Genomic DNA, 16,299 nt, shown 5'->3' with positions numbered 1-16,299 from the left:
CTGCATTATCTAGTTTTGAGGGAATGAAAAATTTCTCTTGCAAAAAATAAAAAAGACATTATAATAAAATAGTGTCTAATAATTAGTCTGGCAATAATTGCGAGAAGGTCACACCCGTTCCCATACCGAACACGGAAGTTAAGCTTCTCAGCGCCGATGGTAGTTGGGGCTTTGCCCCTGTGAGAGTAGGACGTTGCCAGGCTGTAATAATGGAGGATTAGCTCAGCTGGGAGAGCATCTGCCTTACAAGCAGAGGGTCGGCGGTTCGATCCCGTCATCCTCCACCATAATATTATTACGTTAACAATGCCGGGGTAGCTCAATTGGTAGAGCAACTGACTTGTAATCAGTAGGTTGGGGGTTCAAGTCCTCTCGCCGGCACCTTTTTCTTCATAGTACGAGCCATTAGCTCAGTTGGTAGAGCACGATCGAATAAGCTTCTTTGAAACAGCATCAGGGCACACGCCGAGTTGCTGCTTGATTAAGCTTACTGAGGCGTGGGCATCCGGCGAAATAAAAGATTAGTGAATTATTAAAGTACGAGCCATTAGCTCAGTTGGTAGAGCATCTGACTTTTAATCAGAGGGTCGAAGGTTCGAGTCCTTCATGGCTCACCATTTAAATATGCGGGTGTGGCGGAATTGGCAGACGCACCAGACTTAGGATCTGGCGCCGCAAGGCGTGGGGGTTCGACTCCCTTCACCCGCACCATTTAATTTTTATATGCGGAAGTAGTTCAGTGGTAGAACACCACCTTGCCAAGGTGGGGGTCGCGGGTTCGAATCCCGTCTTCCGCTCTCTTTTATGCCGGGGTGGCGGAACTGGCAGACGCACAGGACTTAAAATCCTGCGGTAGGTGACTACCGTACCGGTTCGATTCCGGTCCTCGGCACCATTTAAAGATAATGCGCCCGTAGCTCAATTGGATAGAGCGTCTGACTACGGATCAGAAGGTTATGGGTTCGACTCCTTTCGGGCGCGCCATTAGTTTAACGGGAAGTAGCTCAGCTTGGTAGAGCACTTGGTTTGGGACCAAGGGGTCGCAGGTTCGAATCCTGTCTTCCCGACCATTTAAAATTATCATTCTGGGGTCTTAGCTCAGCTGGGAGAGCGCCTGCTTTGCACGCAGGAGGTCAGGGGTTCGATCCCCCTAGACTCCACCAATTTAATCTTAATTTATGTTATGGCGGTGTAGCTCAGCTGGCTAGAGCGTACGGTTCATACCCGTAAGGTCGGGGGTTCGATCCCCTCCGCCGCTACCAATATTTTAAATAGTTTAACTTGGACCTTTAGCTCAGCTGGTTAGAGCAGACGGCTCATAACCGTCCGGTCGTAGGTTCGAGTCCTACAAGGTCCACCAAAAGTTTTTATAATATGGAGGAATACCCAAGTCCGGCTGAAGGGATCGGTCTTGAAAACCGACAGGCGGGTTAAACCGCGCGGGGGTTCGAATCCCTCTTCCTCCGCCATATTATTCTTAAAAATTTATATTTTCTATTATCGCGGGGTGGAGCAACGAGCGTTGCTTCAATGAATAATCTGCGAGTTGTATCAATCGAGCTGCTACTTGGTTAAGCTTACTGAGATTGATACAGTCCATGGATACCTTGAGCATGGATAAAATCTTATATTTTTATTATCGCGGGGTGGAGCAGTCTGGTAGCTCGTCGGGCTCATAACCCGAAGGTCGTAGGTTCAAATCCTGCCCCCGCAATATGGTCCGGTAGTTCAGTTGGTTAGAATGCCTGCCTGTCACGCAGGAGGTCGCGGGTTCGAGTCCCGTCCGGACCGCCATTTAGAGTGGCTCAGTAGCTCAGTCGGTAGAGCAAAGGACTGAAAATCCTTGTGTCGGCGGTTCGATTCCGTCCTGAGCCACCATTTTTATTTGAAAAATATATTTTATGATGGCGGTTGTGGCGAAGTGGTTAACGCATCGGATTGTGGTTCCGACATTCGTGGGTTCGATTCCCATCAGCCGCCCCATAATAATTTTCAATGCGGGTGTAGTTTAGTGGTAAAACCTCAGCCTTCCAAGCTGATGTTGTGAGTTCGATTCTCATCACCCGCTCCAAAATGTGGGCCTATAGCTCAGCTGGTTAGAGCGCACGCCTGATAAGCGTGAGGTCGATGGTTCGAGTCCATTTAGGCCCACCATATATTATTCCGCAGTAGCTCAGTGGTAGAGCTATCGGCTGTTAACCGATCGGTCGTAGGTTCGAGTCCTACCTGCGGAGCCAATTATGGGGAAGTACTCAAGAGGCTGAAGAGGCGCCCCTGCTAAGGGTGTAGGTCGGGTAACCGGCGCGAGGGTTCAAATCCCTCCTTCTCCGCCATAAAAATTAACGGCCCCTTGGTCAAGCGGTTAAGACACCGCCCTTTCACGGCGGTAACACGGGTTCGAATCCCGTAGGGGTCATACAAAAAAACTGATAACATATTGTTATCAGTTTTTTTGTATTTTCCACACGATTTATTTTTTCCAAAAGGTGATATTGCCTACAGTTTGAGAAAAAGCCGCTGCCGGTCACAAATGCTAAATATAGTAAGGAAAGACTCTTCTTACTCACTTACCATTTGGTTCTTTTCCAAAGAATCGATATTTGCATAAATACATTATATTAATATAATATTTATTTGTTAGGCCCTATTTTTAAAAGTATTGATACCGCTTACATTACCCCTTATCCACTCAAAATTAATCCACTTTTTTATTAGTTTAAAAATAATTTTTTTCTTAGAAATTTTTCAAAAAACTTAATAGATTTTTGTCGTTTTCTGATAGATATTTCGTCGTTTTGTGTCAAATGTCGTTGTTTAAAGATTCTTTGTAGCAACTAACATCATATGTTGTCAGAAAAGATAAAAAAGTATTTCGAGGAATATGGTTCATTTGCACTTATAATTGGTCATTGAAATACATATTTTCATTGAGGATGAGGAGAGCCATGACAGTGAATACGTTATTTCCAACTGATTATCAGCTGCATTTATTTCATGAAGGCAGCCTATGCAAAAGTCATCAGCTTTTTGGCGCTCATATCTTTAAGAATTCCGATCGAGTATATACACGATTTTGCGTATGGGCCCCTAATGCCTATCAAGTGAGGCTCATGGGCGATTTTAATAACTGGAATGGTGAAGGATATGAATTACAGAAGGTTAATGATGAGGGAGTATGGATTATTGTTGTAAATCAAGATCTAGAAGGAAACATTTATAAGTATGAAATTATCTCACAAACAGGAGAAAAGCTCCTGAAGGCAGATCCGTTTGCCTTTTATTCGGAAGTAAGACCCCATACAGCTTCCGTTGTTTATTCCTTAAACAATTATAAGTGGCAAGACGGTCATTGGGTGAATCGAAGGGGAAAAAAGAACCTTTTATCAGAGCCAGCCATTATTTATGAGGTACACCTGGGTTCATGGAGAAAGAATGCCAATGGAGACTACATAACTTATAGGGATTTGGTCTCAGAGCTTATACCTTATGTAATGGAACATGGTTTTACTCATATAGAACTATTACCGCTTGTCGAGCACCCGCTCGACGACTCATGGGGATACCAAGGAACTGGTTACTTTTCAGTAACATCCAGGTATGGAACACCAGATGACTTTAGATATTTTGTTGACCAGTGTCATCAGCATGGTATAGGTGTCATTCTCGATTGGGTTCCGGGTCATTTTTGCAAGGACGCACACGGACTATATCGCTTTGATGGGACACATATTTATTCTTATAGCCATGTTCATGACAGAGAAAATGTTGTATGGGGCACCGCCAATTTTGATTTAGGAAAAGGTGAGGTGCAAAGCTTCCTTATTTCTAATGCTCTATATTGGATCGACTATTTTCATATTGATGGCTTTCGGATGGATGCTGTTGCTAACATCATCTATTGGCCTAATGCTTCTCACGGGAAGCGTGAAAATCCGTTTGGTATTCATTTTTTAAAAAAGTTAAACAAAGAAGTCCATGAATATGATCCACACTTCTTAATGATTGGTGAAGATTCTACTGAGTTTCCACATGTGACAGTTCCTGTCCGCTACGGAGGCCTGGGTTTCGACTATAAATGGAATATGGGCTGGATGAATGACATGCTTGAATATATGGAAACACCTCCGTATTCACGTTCACAAGCCCATTCAAAAGTAACTTTTTCACTTTTATATGCCTTTTTAGAAAACTTTATGCTGCCGTTTTCGCACGATGAAGTGGTCCATGGGAAGAAGTCACTACTGGATAAAATGCCGGGGGATTATTGGGAAAAATTTGCCCAGCTGAGACTTTTATTAGGCTATATGTTTGCCCACCCTGGAAAGAAACTACTCTTTATGGGCTTTGAATTTGGCCAGTTTGCTGAATGGAAAGACAAAGAAGAGCTAGATTGGCACTTAATGGAATATGACATGCACCGCAATTTAAACTCTTATGTAAAAGTATTAACAAAACTTTATAAAAGGTCGAAGCCGCTGTATGAATTGGATCATTTGCAGGATGGATTTGAATGGATTGATGCCAATAACAGCCAGCAATCGATTTTCTCGTTCATTCGAAAAGGGAAAAAAGTTGAGGATTATTTAATCATTATCTGTAACTTTACGGGTGTGAGCTACCCAGTATATAAAATCGGTGTCCCTAAAGCAGGTGAGTACCGAGAGATTTTTAATAGCGATCAACAAGAATACGGCGGGGCGGGATTGACGAATAAAAAAACCATTTTGTCGGTAGAAGAGCCCTTCCATGGGCAGCCATTTTCAATAGAATTAACGATTCCCCCGTTTGGTTTTCAAATCATAAGACTGGTTAAAAAACGAAAGGAGAGAAAAGGAAATGGCAAAGAAAAAGTGCGTAGCCATGCTGTTAGCAGGAGGGAAAGGAAGTAGACTTAATTCGCTGACGAAAGATCTGGCGAAACCAGCTGTACCTTTTGGTGGAAAATACCGAATCATTGACTTTACATTAAGCAATTGTGCTAATTCAGGGATTGATACTGTCGGAGTATTAACACAGTATCAACCACTGTTGTTAAATTCCTATATTGGGATTGGCAGTGCGTGGGATCTTGATCGCAAGGATGGCGGGGTAACTGTCTTACCACCATATAGCGAATCTTCAGAAGTAAAGTGGTATACCGGAACAGCAAGCGCGATTTACCAAAACTTAAATTATCTTAAACAATATCAACCGGATTATGTATTAATCCTATCTGGTGACCATATTTACAAAATGAATTATGAGAGCATGCTCGAATATCATATTGAGAAAAGAGCGGATGTAACGATTTCCTTGATAGAGGTTCCTTGGATTGAAGCGAGCCGGTTTGGGATTATGAATACAAATGATGATATGAGAATAGTAGAGTTTGAAGAAAAACCTAGCAATCCGAAAAATAACCTTGCGTCCATGGGCATTTATATTTTTAGCTGGAATATACTGAAGGAATATCTGGAAATGGATGATCGAAATCCAGACTCCAGCCATGACTTTGGGAAAGATGTGATCCCTCTGCTATTAGAGGAAAATAAGAAGTTGTTTGCCTATCCTTTTAAGGGGTATTGGAAGGATGTTGGTACGGTCCAAAGCCTATGGGAAGCAAATATGGATTTGTTAGGTGAACACTGTGAGTTAGATTTATTTGACCAAGACTGGAGAATTTATTCGGTCAATCCGAACCAGCCGCCCCAATTTATTTCTTCGGATGCGATTGTAAAAGAGTCACTGATAAATGAGGGGTGTACCATCGAAGGGGAAATCGATAAATCTGTTCTGTTTCAAGGAGTCACAGTCGGAAAAGGCAGCATGATCAAAGAGTCGGTCATAATGCCTGATGCCACTATCGGAAATAACTGCTTAATTGAAAAAGCAATTGTACCATATGATGTAAAGATTCCAGACGGGACAGTGATTCGTTCATTTGATGATGAAATTATACTTGTTACCGAAGAAATGTTGAACGGGCTTTATCCAACTTATTAAATAGCTGGCATAATTGTCTTTAGTAGAACCAGGAGGGAATTTTGAGTGAAGAGAAAACTGTTAGGCGTTATTGACGCCACTACTTATCATGATGATTTAGAAGATCTTTTAACACATCGCTCACTAGCCGCACTACCTTTTGGTGGGCGTTACCGTATTATTGATTTTGTTCTATCAAACATGGTGAATTCAGGCATTCGCAGTGTGGCAATTTTTCCAAAAATGCAGTATCGCTCGTTAATGGATCACCTGGGAGCGGGGAAAAATTGGGATTTAAATCGCAAGCGGGATGGTCTATTCTTTTTCCCATCACCGATTGTGGATAGTGATGGGAATAAAATTGGTTCGTTTGAACACTTTGCTGCTAATATGGACTACTTTCATCGCAGTACACAAGAGTATGCAATTATCACCAACTGTTATACGATTTTTAATATGAACTTTAGACCAATACTAGATTGGCATAGACATGCTAAATGCGATATAACCGAAATCCATCACAAGGATGGAACTTCGATGGAAATGTATTTAATCAAAACCTCCCTCCTTATTAAATTGATTGAAACAAGACATGAAACAGGATATACATGTATGAAAGATGTTGTTACTGCTATTCACAACGATTATTCTATTTGCCACTATGAATATGATGGATATTCTGTAATGATAGATTCGATTGAAAGCTATTTTTCTACTAGTATGAAACTGCTTCAGTCTGATGTTTGGAAGCAATTATTCTTAAAAGACCAGCCAATCTTGACGAAAGTAAAGGATGAGCCGCCTACCAAATATGTAAAAGGGTCATGTGTAAAAAATGCAATGATTGCGAACGGCTGCTTTATTAGTGGAACAGTGGAAAACAGTATTATCTCTCGTGGAGTGAAAATTGGTAAAGGGGCAGTCATTAAAAACTGTATCATTATGCAAAAGTGTCACATCGAGGAGAATTGTTATTTAGATTCAGTTATTTTAGATAAGGATGCAAAAGTGGAAGCTGGAGCCCATTTAACCGGAACAAATCGTTCCCCATATGTTATTAGAAAAGGGTCGAAACAAGGAGCGTTGATGAACTCGTGAAAGTATTATTTGCCGTTTCGGAATGTGGTCCATTTGCTAAATCGGGGGGACTTGCCGATGTTGCGGGTTCCCTTCCAAAAGAACTAAATAGTTTAGGAACAGATGTTAGAGTGATTCTTCCTAAATATGGATCTATTCCTGAAGAATACAAGAAAGAAATGAAAAAAATTAAAGAATTTACTGTACCTGTAGGTTGGCGAAATCAATATTGTGGAATTGAGGAGCTCACTTATCAAGGGGTTACCTTTTATTTCGTAGACAATGAATACTATTTTAATCGGGGAAACCTTTATGGCTATTTTGATGACGGTGAAAGATTTGCCTATTTTAATCGGGCAGTCCTCGAGACAGTAGTACAGCTTAATTTTTTTCCAGATGTCCTGCATTGTCATGATTGGCATACAGCGATGATTCCTTTTCTCTTAAGGACAGAATATTACAAGCGAAATGGTTACGGGAAAATCCGAACAGTGTTTACAATTCATAATTTGCAATTTCAAGGAATTTTTCCAAAAGAGGTACTTGGCGAATTGTTGGGAATGGATTATAAATCCTTTTACATTGGTCATTTGGAGTTTTTTGGGAATGTTAATTTTATGAAGGGTGCGCTTGTTGCTTCTGATAAAATAACAACTGTGAGCCCGACTTATAAAGAAGAAATTCAGACGGCTATTTTTGGTGAAAAGCTGGATGGTCTTTTACGGGAAAGAAGTGAGGACCTGATCGGGATTTTAAATGGGATTGATGAGGACTTTTATAATCCGGCGATTGACTCATTCATTTATCAAACCTATAAAGTGGATACCTATCAAAATAAGACAGTCAACAAACGGGGGATACAAAAAAGATTTGGATTACCTCAAAGTGGGGGTACACCATTACTTGTCATGATTTCAAGGCTCACAAGGCAAAAGGGGCTTGATCTAGTGAAGTGTGTCCTTCGTGAAATTTTACAGGAGGATGTACATGTCATTATTCTTGGAACAGGAGATTTTGAAAACGAAGAACATCTAAGGCAAGCTGCTCGGATCTATCCTGAAAAATTAAAGGTTTATACCGGATTTAATGAGGAACTGGCTCATAAACTTTACGCTGCCGCAGATTTGTTTTTAATGCCATCACAATTTGAGCCATGCGGCTTGGGACAGCTAATTGCGATGAAATATGGTGCCATTCCGATTGTCCGTGAAACTGGGGGATTAAATGATACCATCAAGCCATGGAATGAATTCAACGGCGAGGGAAATGGTTTCTCCTTCCGAAACTTTAATGCCCATGACATGCTCTATACGATCCAAAGAGCGCTACGCTTTTATCATGATAAAGAGACGTGGGAATCGATTGTAAAGCAGGCAATGGAAATGGATTATAGCTGGGCCCAATCAGCATTTAGTTATAACCAGCTATATGCTGAGCTCGTCTCAAGGAGTGAAACGCATGTTTTCTAGTACGGAAGAGTTTAAGAGAACCTTTCTTAAAAAGCTTGATATGCTTGTTGGGAAGAGAATCTCTGAAAGTTCATTAATGGATCATTATCAAACCCTCGGAAGTATGATTCGTGAGTTTGTTAGTAATGATTGGATTGCCACAAATGAAAGATATCTTGCTGCAAAGGGAAAGCAGGTTTATTATCTCTCGATTGAATATTTATTAGGAAAGCTGTTAAGGCAAAATTTAATTAATCTAGGGATAGAGGAAACTGTACAGGCGGGACTTCAGGAACTAGGAATTGACTTGGGGGAACTGGAGGAATTAGAAGCAGATGCAGGTTTAGGAAATGGCGGCTTAGGAAGGTTAGCCGCCTGCTTTCTAGATTCCCTTGCAACACTGAATCTACCCGGTCATGGCCACGGGATACGGTACAAGCATGGCTTGTTTGAACAAAAAATTGTCGACGGCTACCAAGTAGAATTGCCAGAGCAATGGCTGAGGAGCGGAAATGTTTGGGAAATTCGCAAGGCAGATAGCGCTGTAAAAATCCCATTTTGGGGCAAGGTGGAAGCGAAGATGGAAAATGGGCGCCTCGTTTTTCATCATTTGAATACCGAAACCGTTACGGCCGTCCCTCATGATATGCCTGTGATCGGGTATAAATCCAAAACCGTTAATACACTAAGGCTTTGGAATGCTGAGCCTTCCCAATTTCCTTTTCATAAGGATATTTTAAAATATAAACGGGAAACCGAATCGATTTCCGAGTTTTTATACCCTGATGATACCCATGATGAAGGGAAGATTTTACGGCTGAAGCAGCAATATTTTTTAGTGTCTGCTAGTATTCAATCCATTTTAAGAACCTATCGGAAACAACATGCTAACTTGAATCAACTCCATGAGCATGTTTGTATTCACATTAATGATACTCACCCTGTACTGGCCGTTCCGGAGCTAATGAGGATCTTGATTGATGAGGAAGGATTTGATTGGGAACAGGCATGGCACATAACGAAATATACCATTTCATATACCAATCATACGACATTATCAGAAGCGTTGGAGAAATGGCCGATACATATTTTTCGTCCGTTACTGCCAAGGATTTATATGATTGTGGAAGAAATAAATGAGCGCTTTTGCCAAGAACTATGGGAACAAACGCCTGGTGATTGGCAGAGAATTGGAGGACTCTCCATCATAGCTGATGAGTATGTGAAAATGGCACATTTAGCGATTGTCGGCAGTTTTAGTATCAATGGTGTGGCAAAGCTCCATACGGAAATATTAAAGAAACGAGAGATGAGTCAATTTTATCAACTGTTTCCAGATAAATTTAACAATAAGACAAACGGAATCTCATACCGGCGCTGGCTGTTAAAAGCGAATCCAAAATTATCTTCCCTTATTACAGACTCAATAGGCCCTTCTTGGACATATTCAGCTGATGAGTTTACCCATTTACTTAACTATCAAAACGATTTCGCCTTTTTAGAACAGCTGTTAAAAATAAAAAATGAAAATAAACAGAGGCTTGCTAAGATTATCTTGGATAAAACAGGAGTGGCTGTTGATACTGGGGCGATATTTGATGTTCAGGTCAAACGGCTTCATGCTTATAAGCGGCAGCTTTTAAATGTTTTACATATCATGCATCTTTATAATCGAATTAATGAAGATACAAGCTTTTCAATCGTTCCAAGGGTGTTTATTTTTGGAGCAAAAGCATCATCGGGTTATTACTATGCAAAAAAAATTATCAAATTAATCAACACGATTGCAGAAAAAATAAACAACGACCCAAAAATAGGCGATAAAATTAAGGTAATCTTTCTGGATAATTACCGCGTTTCCTTAGCCGAAAAAATCTTCCCTGCCTCAGATGTGAGTGAACAAATCTCTACTGCTAGTAAAGAAGCCTCCGGCACCGGAAATATGAAATTTATGATTAACGGTGCCTTAACAGTAGGAACCTTAGACGGCGCTAATATTGAGATTCAGGAATTGGTAGGAAGTGAAAATATTTTTACCTTTGGATTAACGGCAGAGGAAGTTCTTCAATATTATCAGCAAGGCGGCTATCAATCGTTAGTGTATTATCATCATGATTACCGAATTAGACAGGCTGTCGATCAGCTTGTAAATGGATTTTTTTCAGGTGTTCATAACGAATTTGAGCCAATATTTGATTCGTTATTAACGGAAAATGATCAATACTTTGTCTTAAAGGATTTTGCCTCGTATGCTGATATTCAACAGTCGATTGGAGAAACATTTTTAAATAAGGAAAAATGGCAAAAAATGAGCTTAACAAATATTGCTCATGCAGGTTATTTTTCAAGTGACCGCACGATCAGAGAATATGCAGATGAAATATGGGGGATTAAGTCTCTTCAATAAGAAATGCACAAAAGCTGGGCAATTCTCAAAATCGAAAAAAAGGTTCCTGCCAATTTGGCAGGAACCTTTTTACTTAGGAAAATATGTGTCCAATGAAAATGCCGACTGAAAGTAAAAATCCAAAAATGGTATTTGTCTGGGCTGTCGCAATCATCGCTGGTGCCATTTTGATCGGAATATTATTTTCAATGAATCCTTTTGTCGCTTTTATCGCCTTTGGAGCACTTAGAATGACGATAGCCGTCCAATATGGTGCAATACCGGTAATGATAAGCCCCAAAACCCATAGATAAGAAAAAGTAAACATCGTGGCTAATAAATAAATGGCTTTCTTTTTCCCTAAGAGAATAGCGACTGTTTTTCGGCCATTTTCTTTATCTCCATCAAGGTCGCGTATGTTATTGGATAACATAATCATTCCGACTAATACCATACTTGGAACAGAGACAAGAATACTTGTGCTAGTAACTGTTCCAGTTTGAATAAAGAAGGAGATTAAAATAATTAGCATTCCCATAAAGAAACCGGAAAAAATTTCACCTAGTGGTGTATAAGCAATCGGGAACGGACCGCCTGTATAAAAATAGCCAACAGCCATACAAATAAGGCCAACAACCGCTAACCACCAGCTGCTATTCGCACAAATATATACCCCTAATAATAAGGCAATCCCGTAAAATCCAAAAGCAAGATTAATAACGGTCTTTGGTTTGATTCCATCACGGACAATCGTACCTCCAATCCCAACAGAATGTACGGTGTCAAGTCCGCGTTTGTAGTCGAAGTATTCATTAAACATATTGGTTGCGGCTTGAATTAACATACTGGCAACAAGCATCGCAGCAAAGAGGCCGAAATGAAATTTCTCGTTTCTAAGAGCAAGAGCCGAACCAAGTAAGACGGGTACAAACGATGCTGTTAGTGTATGAGGACGGGTCATTTGCCACCAAACTTGAAAACCACGGTTTGATTCAACTGCAGGTTTCGGATGATGCTGTAAATTTGGCTGCATTCTGTTCTCTCCCTTTTAAAAATTATTTCTTATATATATAAATTAACTATTTGCTAAGTCAATGTGTGTTTCTTGCCCAACCATAAGTGTATGTAATTCAAGTATTTGTGTCAATTGATTTTTGCTTTCATATCTAGAAGATAATCCCTATTTAATTATTATTAATTGGTTAGTGGGAAAATAAGAAAAGCGCAAAATATACTAACCGCTAGATCTGGACAATTACAAAACCAAAATTTTATCTTTCTTATAAAGGGAAAAAGCTGTTTTCAGCCTAATTGTAACAATTTTGATATATAATAAGGAATGAAACTGGATTGGTAGTGACAAGTATTATTGACTTCTTTACAATGGGAGTAGTAACTTAAAATTTGTATCAAAATGAATGGATAACAGTCATTTCGGCTGTTTTGGAGGGATTTGTTTGGTTACCATTCAAGAAACGGAAATAAAGGAAAGGGGTCTATTGGCTGTTAATCGAGCGAAAGAACTGGGCCGGCCTATATTAATAAGTGAAGTCCATAAAATGGATATGATTAACCCTTTATCTTTTTTTAACGTGGGAAAAGACCGCTATAGTGGAGAACGTTTTTTTTGGAAAGACCCAGCAGACGAGATTGTGCTTATTGGGCTTGGAATTTCAAAACAAATTCAGTCGGATCAGGCTACTGACCGCTTTTTTCATGTTGAAAGAGAGTGGAAAAGCTTCTTAGAGGAAAGCTTAATTTTTAATCCATATACAAAAATAGGTATTGGGCCCCTTATGTTCGGGGGATTTTCCTTTGATCCATATAAAGAAAAAACGGATCTTTGGTCCAAGTATGCTGATTCTTTATTCCATATACCAAAATATTTATTGAGTATCATAGACGGTGAGACATATTTAACAACGAATATTGTTTTTACAACCAATGATGATCTATCTCTATTCAGTAAGATTGCGGAAGAAAGAAATCAACTGCTTTTATCACTAAAACGGAATGATCGTGGAAAGTGTGCTGCATTATTGGAAACAAAAGAAATTTCGCCAGAAAAGTGGAAACATGCTGTCGATGGTGTTGTGAAGGAGTTAACAAACGGACCATTAAAGAAAGTCGTCCTTGCCCGTGAACTTAGGCTAGTTTTTAACGATCAGGTAGTGGCAGACACAGTACTGAATCATTTGTATACTCAGCAGCCTGCAAGCTTTATTTTTGCCTTTGAATCAAATGGCGATTGTTTTATTGGTGCATCGCCGGAAAGACTAGTAAAAAAGCATGGATCTGAAGTCTATTCTACCTGCCTTGCAGGTTCAATCTCACGCGGAAACACAGATGAGGAAGATCGGATCCTAGGTAAAACCTTATTAAATGATCAGAAAAACCTGATTGAGCACGGGTTTGTGGTTGAAATGATTAAGGAAGCTTTAGAAGAATCATGCGAAGAGATAATCCTGCCAGACAAACCGCAGCTATTGAAAAATAGGGATATTCAGCATCTTTATACACCTGTTATTGGAAAATGTAATAAGGATGCTTCATTACTTTTACTAGTTGAAAGACTTCATCCGACACCTGCACTTGGAGGGCTGCCAAAGAAAGCGGCAGTTGAAAAAATTAGACAGGTTGAAGAGCTTGACCGCGGCTTCTATGGTGCGCCGCTTGGATGGGTCGATTATAAACAGAATGGTGAATTTGCGGTCTCCATTCGCTGTGGACTCTTGCAGGGAAATGAGGCATCGTTGTTTGCCGGTTGTGGTGTTGTAGCAGATTCGAATTCAGAAAGTGAATATTTAGAAACAAGTTTGAAGTTTACACCAATGCTTCGAGCTCTTGGGGGAAAATAACATGAATCATCAGGAATCATTAACCGCTTATATTGCAGCCTTTGTTTCAGAACTAGTTTCAACGGGAGTAACCGAAATTGTCGTAAGCCCGGGTTCAAGATCTACTCCGATGGCGATGGTAATGGCAGAACATCCTGAGTTAAACGTTCATGTTCATGTAGATGAACGTTCTGCTGCTTTTTTTGCATTAGGAATCGCTAAGGCAATCAACAAACCTGTTGCCATTCTATGTACATCGGGTACTGCTGCAGCCAACTACTTTCCTGCGATAGTTGAGGCGAAATATTCACGAGTTCCCTTAATTGTCCTTACGGCTGACAGGCCGCACGAGCTAAGAGAAGTGGGAGCCCCTCAGGCAATTGATCAAATCCATTTATATGGCCATCATGTAAAATGGTTTGCAGAAATGGCTTTGCCGGAGAAAAACGATGAAATGATCCGTTACGCTCGGACAGTTTGTGCCCGTGCTGCAGCAATTGCTGCTGCGGCTCCATCTGGTCCGGTTCATTTGAATTTTCCGTTCCGCGAACCACTCATTCCGAAATTGGATGATGCGCTATTTCGTCAAACAGAGCGACCAAATGGATATGTAAGGGTGCATAATGGAGACTTTACGGTTGATCATGAGCAATTTAAAGTGATTGCTGAAAAAATAAGCGGGAAAGAAAAAGGGATTATTGTTTGCGGGAACATTGTTGACGAACAATTTGCCGAAGCTGTGACACGCCTTTCAAAGGCATTAAACTATCCTGTATTAGCTGACCCGCTATCACAATTAAGAAGTGGTAATCACAACCTTGAAAATATTATTGAATCATATGATACTTTTTTAAGAAATGAAGACGCCAAAACCTTCCTTAAACCGGATGTTGTGTTACGGTTTGGGGCAATGCCTATTTCTAAAGCGTTAACGATATTTTTAAAAGAAAATCACACAGCAGATCAATTTGTCGTCGATGGCGGCGGTGGCTGGCGTGATCCGTCAGCATCATCAACGAACATGATTTTTTGCAAAGAAACAATTTTTTGCCAAAAGCTGTTAAACTTCTTGGACAGCAAATCTTCATCCGGATATTTAGAGAGCTGGAAGAAGGTTAATGCGCTGACAAAAGAAAATATGACGTTAATTCGTGATTTAAATGAATTAAGCGAAGGAAGGCTGTTTTATCAATTAGCTGAGATCCTCCCTGAAGAAGCTACTCTCTTTGTCGGAAATAGCATGCCAATTCGTGACGTAGATAGCTTTTTCTTAAACAATAATAAATCCATTAAAATAATGGCGAACAGAGGAGCTAATGGCATTGATGGTACTGTTTCGACTGCTTTGGGTGCAGCCGTTTACTCTAAGTCCTTATACCTGGTGTTAGGGGATTTAACCTTCTTCCATGACTTAAATGGTCTTATTGCAGCAAAGCTTTATGATATAGATATTCATATTATTCTTGTAAACAATAATGGCGGCGGGATTTTTTCCTTCCTACCACAATCGGAGCATCCTAAAAATTTTGAACTTCTTTTTGGTACACCTCTAAATCTAGAATTTGAACATGCTGTAAGAATGTTTAACGGACAATTTACTAAAATAAAAGATTGGAATCACTTAGAAGTGGAAATGAAGAAGAGTGTAGATCAAACAGGAATTCATGTTTACGAGATTACGACAAAAAGGGAGAAAAATCTCGATGAGCATCGTGGATTTTGGCGTTCTGTTTCCCAGGAAATATCAAATTTTGTCATAGGAGAGCAGTAATGGATGTGACCATCGACGAAATTCGCTATCATGTGGAGGTTTGCGGTGAAGGGGACCCACCGCTTGTCTTATTGCATGGATTTACGGGCGATGCTTCTACATGGAAGCCGTTTTATGATGCTTGGGGGAAGCATACCACGTTAATTACCCCAGATATCATTGGGCATGGTAAAACGGAGTCTCCTGAATGTCTGCCACGTTATCAAATTGAATCGGTTGCGCATGACTTAGAAGGTATCCTTGATGAATTGGGTGTTAATGAAATAGACTTGCTGGGTTATTCAATGGGGGGGAGACTAGCGCTCACTTTTACCCTCCTTTTTCCAAACAGGGTTCGAAAGTTAATCCTTGAAAGTGCATCTCCAGGTCTTGCAACAGAGGAAGAAAGAGAACTTCGCCGAAGGAAAGATGCAGAACTTGCCCAATTTATTAAAGAACATGGGATCAAGTCGTTTGTTGAATACTGGGAAGAGATTCCCCTTTTTTCTTCGATGAAGCAACTTCCAGTATCAACTAATGATTTCATAAGGTCTCAGAGGCTAAGTAATACTACTATTGGGCTCTCAAATAGTTTACTTGGGATGGGGACGGGATCACAGCCTTCCTTGTGGGGACAATTAGACCAGCTTGCCTGTGAAGTTTTGCTGCTTACAGGCGAGCAAGATAGTAAGTTTTGTGGTATTGCTGAAGGAATGATTAAGGCTCTTAAAAAGGGCGATTGGATTGTCGTTGAAAACAGCGGACATTTAATTCATGTGGAAGAACGAGAAAAGTTTGGTACAATAGTAAGTGACTTTTTGTCTAAAAAAATATAAAGGA

9 protein-coding genes, 21 tRNA genes and 1 rRNA gene are annotated in these 16,299 nt (G+C 40.2%); 30 read left to right on the top strand and 1 reads right to left on the bottom strand.

Translation table 11 applies throughout. The features are described 5' to 3' along the window. Positions 1-86: 86 nt before the first annotated feature. From rrf to QNH20_RS20940, 27 genes are all read left to right on the top strand, one after another. Positions 87-202 (top strand): 5S ribosomal RNA (gene rrf / locus QNH20_RS21070). Positions 203-211: 9 nt separating this feature from the next. Beyond that, positions 212-287: transfer RNA gene (locus tag QNH20_RS21065), tRNA-Val, on the top strand. 21 nt (positions 288-308) lie between these two features. Next, positions 309-381: transfer RNA gene (locus QNH20_RS21060), tRNA-Thr, on the top strand. Between the two features lie 160 nt (positions 382-541). After that, positions 542-617, top strand: a tRNA-Lys gene (locus QNH20_RS21055). Between the two features lie 9 nt (positions 618-626). Further along, a tRNA-Leu gene (locus tag QNH20_RS21050) sits at positions 627-711 on the top strand. Positions 712-725: 14 nt separating this feature from the next. Beyond that, a tRNA-Gly gene (locus QNH20_RS21045) sits at positions 726-797 on the top strand. 9 nt (positions 798-806) lie between these two features. Then, a tRNA-Leu gene (locus tag QNH20_RS21040) sits at positions 807-895 on the top strand. Positions 896-907: 12 nt separating this feature from the next. Beyond that, positions 908-984, top strand: a tRNA-Arg gene (locus QNH20_RS21035). A 9-nt stretch (positions 985-993) separates the two neighbouring features. Further along, a tRNA-Pro gene (locus QNH20_RS21030) sits at positions 994-1,070 on the top strand. A gap of 17 nt (positions 1,071-1,087) precedes the next feature. Then, positions 1,088-1,163, top strand: a tRNA-Ala gene (locus QNH20_RS21025). A gap of 22 nt (positions 1,164-1,185) precedes the next feature. Continuing rightward, positions 1,186-1,262 (top strand) — tRNA-Met (locus QNH20_RS21020). Positions 1,263-1,283: 21 nt separating this feature from the next. Next, positions 1,284-1,360: transfer RNA gene (locus QNH20_RS21015), tRNA-Ile, on the top strand. A 16-nt stretch (positions 1,361-1,376) separates the two neighbouring features. Continuing rightward, a tRNA-Ser gene (locus tag QNH20_RS21010) sits at positions 1,377-1,469 on the top strand. A gap of 171 nt (positions 1,470-1,640) precedes the next feature. Then, a tRNA-Met gene (locus QNH20_RS21005) sits at positions 1,641-1,714 on the top strand. Between the two features lie 3 nt (positions 1,715-1,717). Further along, a tRNA-Asp gene (locus tag QNH20_RS21000) sits at positions 1,718-1,794 on the top strand. A gap of 8 nt (positions 1,795-1,802) precedes the next feature. Next, positions 1,803-1,878: transfer RNA gene (locus tag QNH20_RS20995), tRNA-Phe, on the top strand. A 29-nt stretch (positions 1,879-1,907) separates the two neighbouring features. Then, positions 1,908-1,983, top strand: a tRNA-His gene (locus tag QNH20_RS20990). A gap of 14 nt (positions 1,984-1,997) precedes the next feature. After that, positions 1,998-2,071: transfer RNA gene (locus QNH20_RS20985), tRNA-Gly, on the top strand. 6 nt (positions 2,072-2,077) lie between these two features. Beyond that, positions 2,078-2,154 (top strand) — tRNA-Ile (locus QNH20_RS20980). 8 nt (positions 2,155-2,162) lie between these two features. After that, a tRNA-Asn gene (locus QNH20_RS20975) sits at positions 2,163-2,237 on the top strand. Positions 2,238-2,242: 5 nt separating this feature from the next. Further along, positions 2,243-2,333, top strand: a tRNA-Ser gene (locus QNH20_RS20970). A gap of 11 nt (positions 2,334-2,344) precedes the next feature. Beyond that, a tRNA-Glu gene (locus QNH20_RS20965) sits at positions 2,345-2,416 on the top strand. A gap of 529 nt (positions 2,417-2,945) precedes the next feature. Continuing rightward, entirely contained in the window at positions 2,946-4,889 is a 1,944-nt protein-coding gene (gene glgB / locus QNH20_RS20960) for a 1,4-alpha-glucan branching protein GlgB (RefSeq protein WP_283919897.1), read from the top strand. After that, a complete protein-coding gene (locus QNH20_RS20955) occupies positions 4,837-5,982 on the top strand; it encodes a glucose-1-phosphate adenylyltransferase (protein ID WP_283919896.1) in 1,146 nt (381 codons plus the stop codon). The genes glgB and QNH20_RS20955 overlap by 53 nt, the downstream gene beginning before the upstream one ends. Positions 5,983-6,027: 45 nt before the next feature. Beyond that, positions 6,028-7,059: a GlgC family sugar phosphate nucleotidyltransferase gene (locus QNH20_RS20950; protein ID WP_283919895.1), complete on the top strand. Its 1,032-nt coding sequence runs from the start codon at positions 6,028-6,030 to the stop codon at positions 7,057-7,059. Then, positions 7,056-8,507 carry a glycogen synthase GlgA gene (gene glgA, locus QNH20_RS20945; protein ID WP_283919894.1) on the top strand — a complete coding sequence of 484 codons (1,452 nt, stop codon included), beginning with the start codon at positions 7,056-7,058 and terminating at the stop codon, positions 8,505-8,507. Before QNH20_RS20950 ends, glgA begins: the two co-directional genes overlap by 4 nt. Beyond that, positions 8,497-10,893 carry a glycogen/starch/alpha-glucan phosphorylase gene (locus QNH20_RS20940; RefSeq protein ID WP_283919893.1) on the top strand — a complete coding sequence of 799 codons (2,397 nt, stop codon included), beginning with the start codon at positions 8,497-8,499 and terminating at the stop codon, positions 10,891-10,893. The genes glgA and QNH20_RS20940 overlap by 11 nt, the downstream gene beginning before the upstream one ends. 73 nt (positions 10,894-10,966) lie before the next feature. On the opposite strand, the gene QNH20_RS20935 is transcribed toward QNH20_RS20940, so the two are convergent. Further along, positions 10,967-11,905 (bottom strand): 1,4-dihydroxy-2-naphthoate polyprenyltransferase, encoded by a 939-nt coding sequence (locus QNH20_RS20935; RefSeq protein WP_283919892.1) that lies wholly within the window; start codon positions 11,903-11,905, stop codon positions 10,967-10,969. Between the two features lie 424 nt (positions 11,906-12,329). Between QNH20_RS20935 and QNH20_RS20930 the strand changes: the two genes are divergently transcribed. From QNH20_RS20930 to menH, 3 genes are read left to right on the top strand one after another with little or no spacing between them, the layout of a single operon-like run. After that, the gene (locus QNH20_RS20930) at positions 12,330-13,730 is read left to right on the top strand and encodes an isochorismate synthase (protein ID WP_283919891.1); all 1,401 of its coding nucleotides are present in this window, start codon (positions 12,330-12,332) and stop codon (positions 13,728-13,730) included. Position 13,731: 1 nt separating this feature from the next. Continuing rightward, on the top strand, positions 13,732-15,480 hold the full coding sequence (gene menD / locus QNH20_RS20925; protein ID WP_283919890.1) for a 2-succinyl-5-enolpyruvyl-6-hydroxy-3-cyclohexene-1-carboxylic-acid synthase: 1,749 nt from the start codon (positions 13,732-13,734) through the stop codon (positions 15,478-15,480). Further along, positions 15,480-16,295: a 2-succinyl-6-hydroxy-2,4-cyclohexadiene-1-carboxylate synthase gene (gene menH, locus QNH20_RS20920; protein ID WP_283919889.1), complete on the top strand. Its 816-nt coding sequence runs from the start codon at positions 15,480-15,482 to the stop codon at positions 16,293-16,295. Before menD ends, menH begins: the two co-directional genes overlap by 1 nt. The last annotated feature ends 4 nt before the right edge of the window (positions 16,296-16,299 follow it).

It is taken from the genome of Neobacillus sp. WH10 (assembly GCF_030123405.1).
In the GTDB taxonomy this organism is placed as follows: domain Bacteria; phylum Bacillota; class Bacilli; order Bacillales; family Cytobacillaceae; genus Neobacillus.
This window is presented reverse-complemented; position numbering and strand designations above follow the sequence as displayed.

What these genes read in the sequence shown, in the direction of transcription:
- QNH20_RS20955 (WP_283919896.1), top strand. Translation starts at nt 4,837, where the DNA reads ATGGCAAAGAAAAAGTGCGTAGCCATGCTGTTAGCAGGAGGGAAAGGA.
- glgB (WP_283919897.1), top strand. Translation starts at nt 2,946, where the DNA reads ATGACAGTGAATACGTTATTTCCAACTGATTATCAGCTGCATTTATTT.
- QNH20_RS20940 (WP_283919893.1), top strand. Translation starts at nt 8,497, where the DNA reads ATGTTTTCTAGTACGGAAGAGTTTAAGAGAACCTTTCTTAAAAAGCTT.
- menH (WP_283919889.1), top strand. Translation starts at nt 15,480, where the DNA reads ATGGATGTGACCATCGACGAAATTCGCTATCATGTGGAGGTTTGCGGT.
- QNH20_RS20935 (WP_283919892.1), bottom strand. Translation starts at nt 11,905, where the DNA reads ATGCAGCCAAATTTACAGCATCATCCGAAACCTGCAGTTGAATCAAAC.
- menD (WP_283919890.1), top strand. Translation starts at nt 13,732, where the DNA reads ATGAATCATCAGGAATCATTAACCGCTTATATTGCAGCCTTTGTTTCA.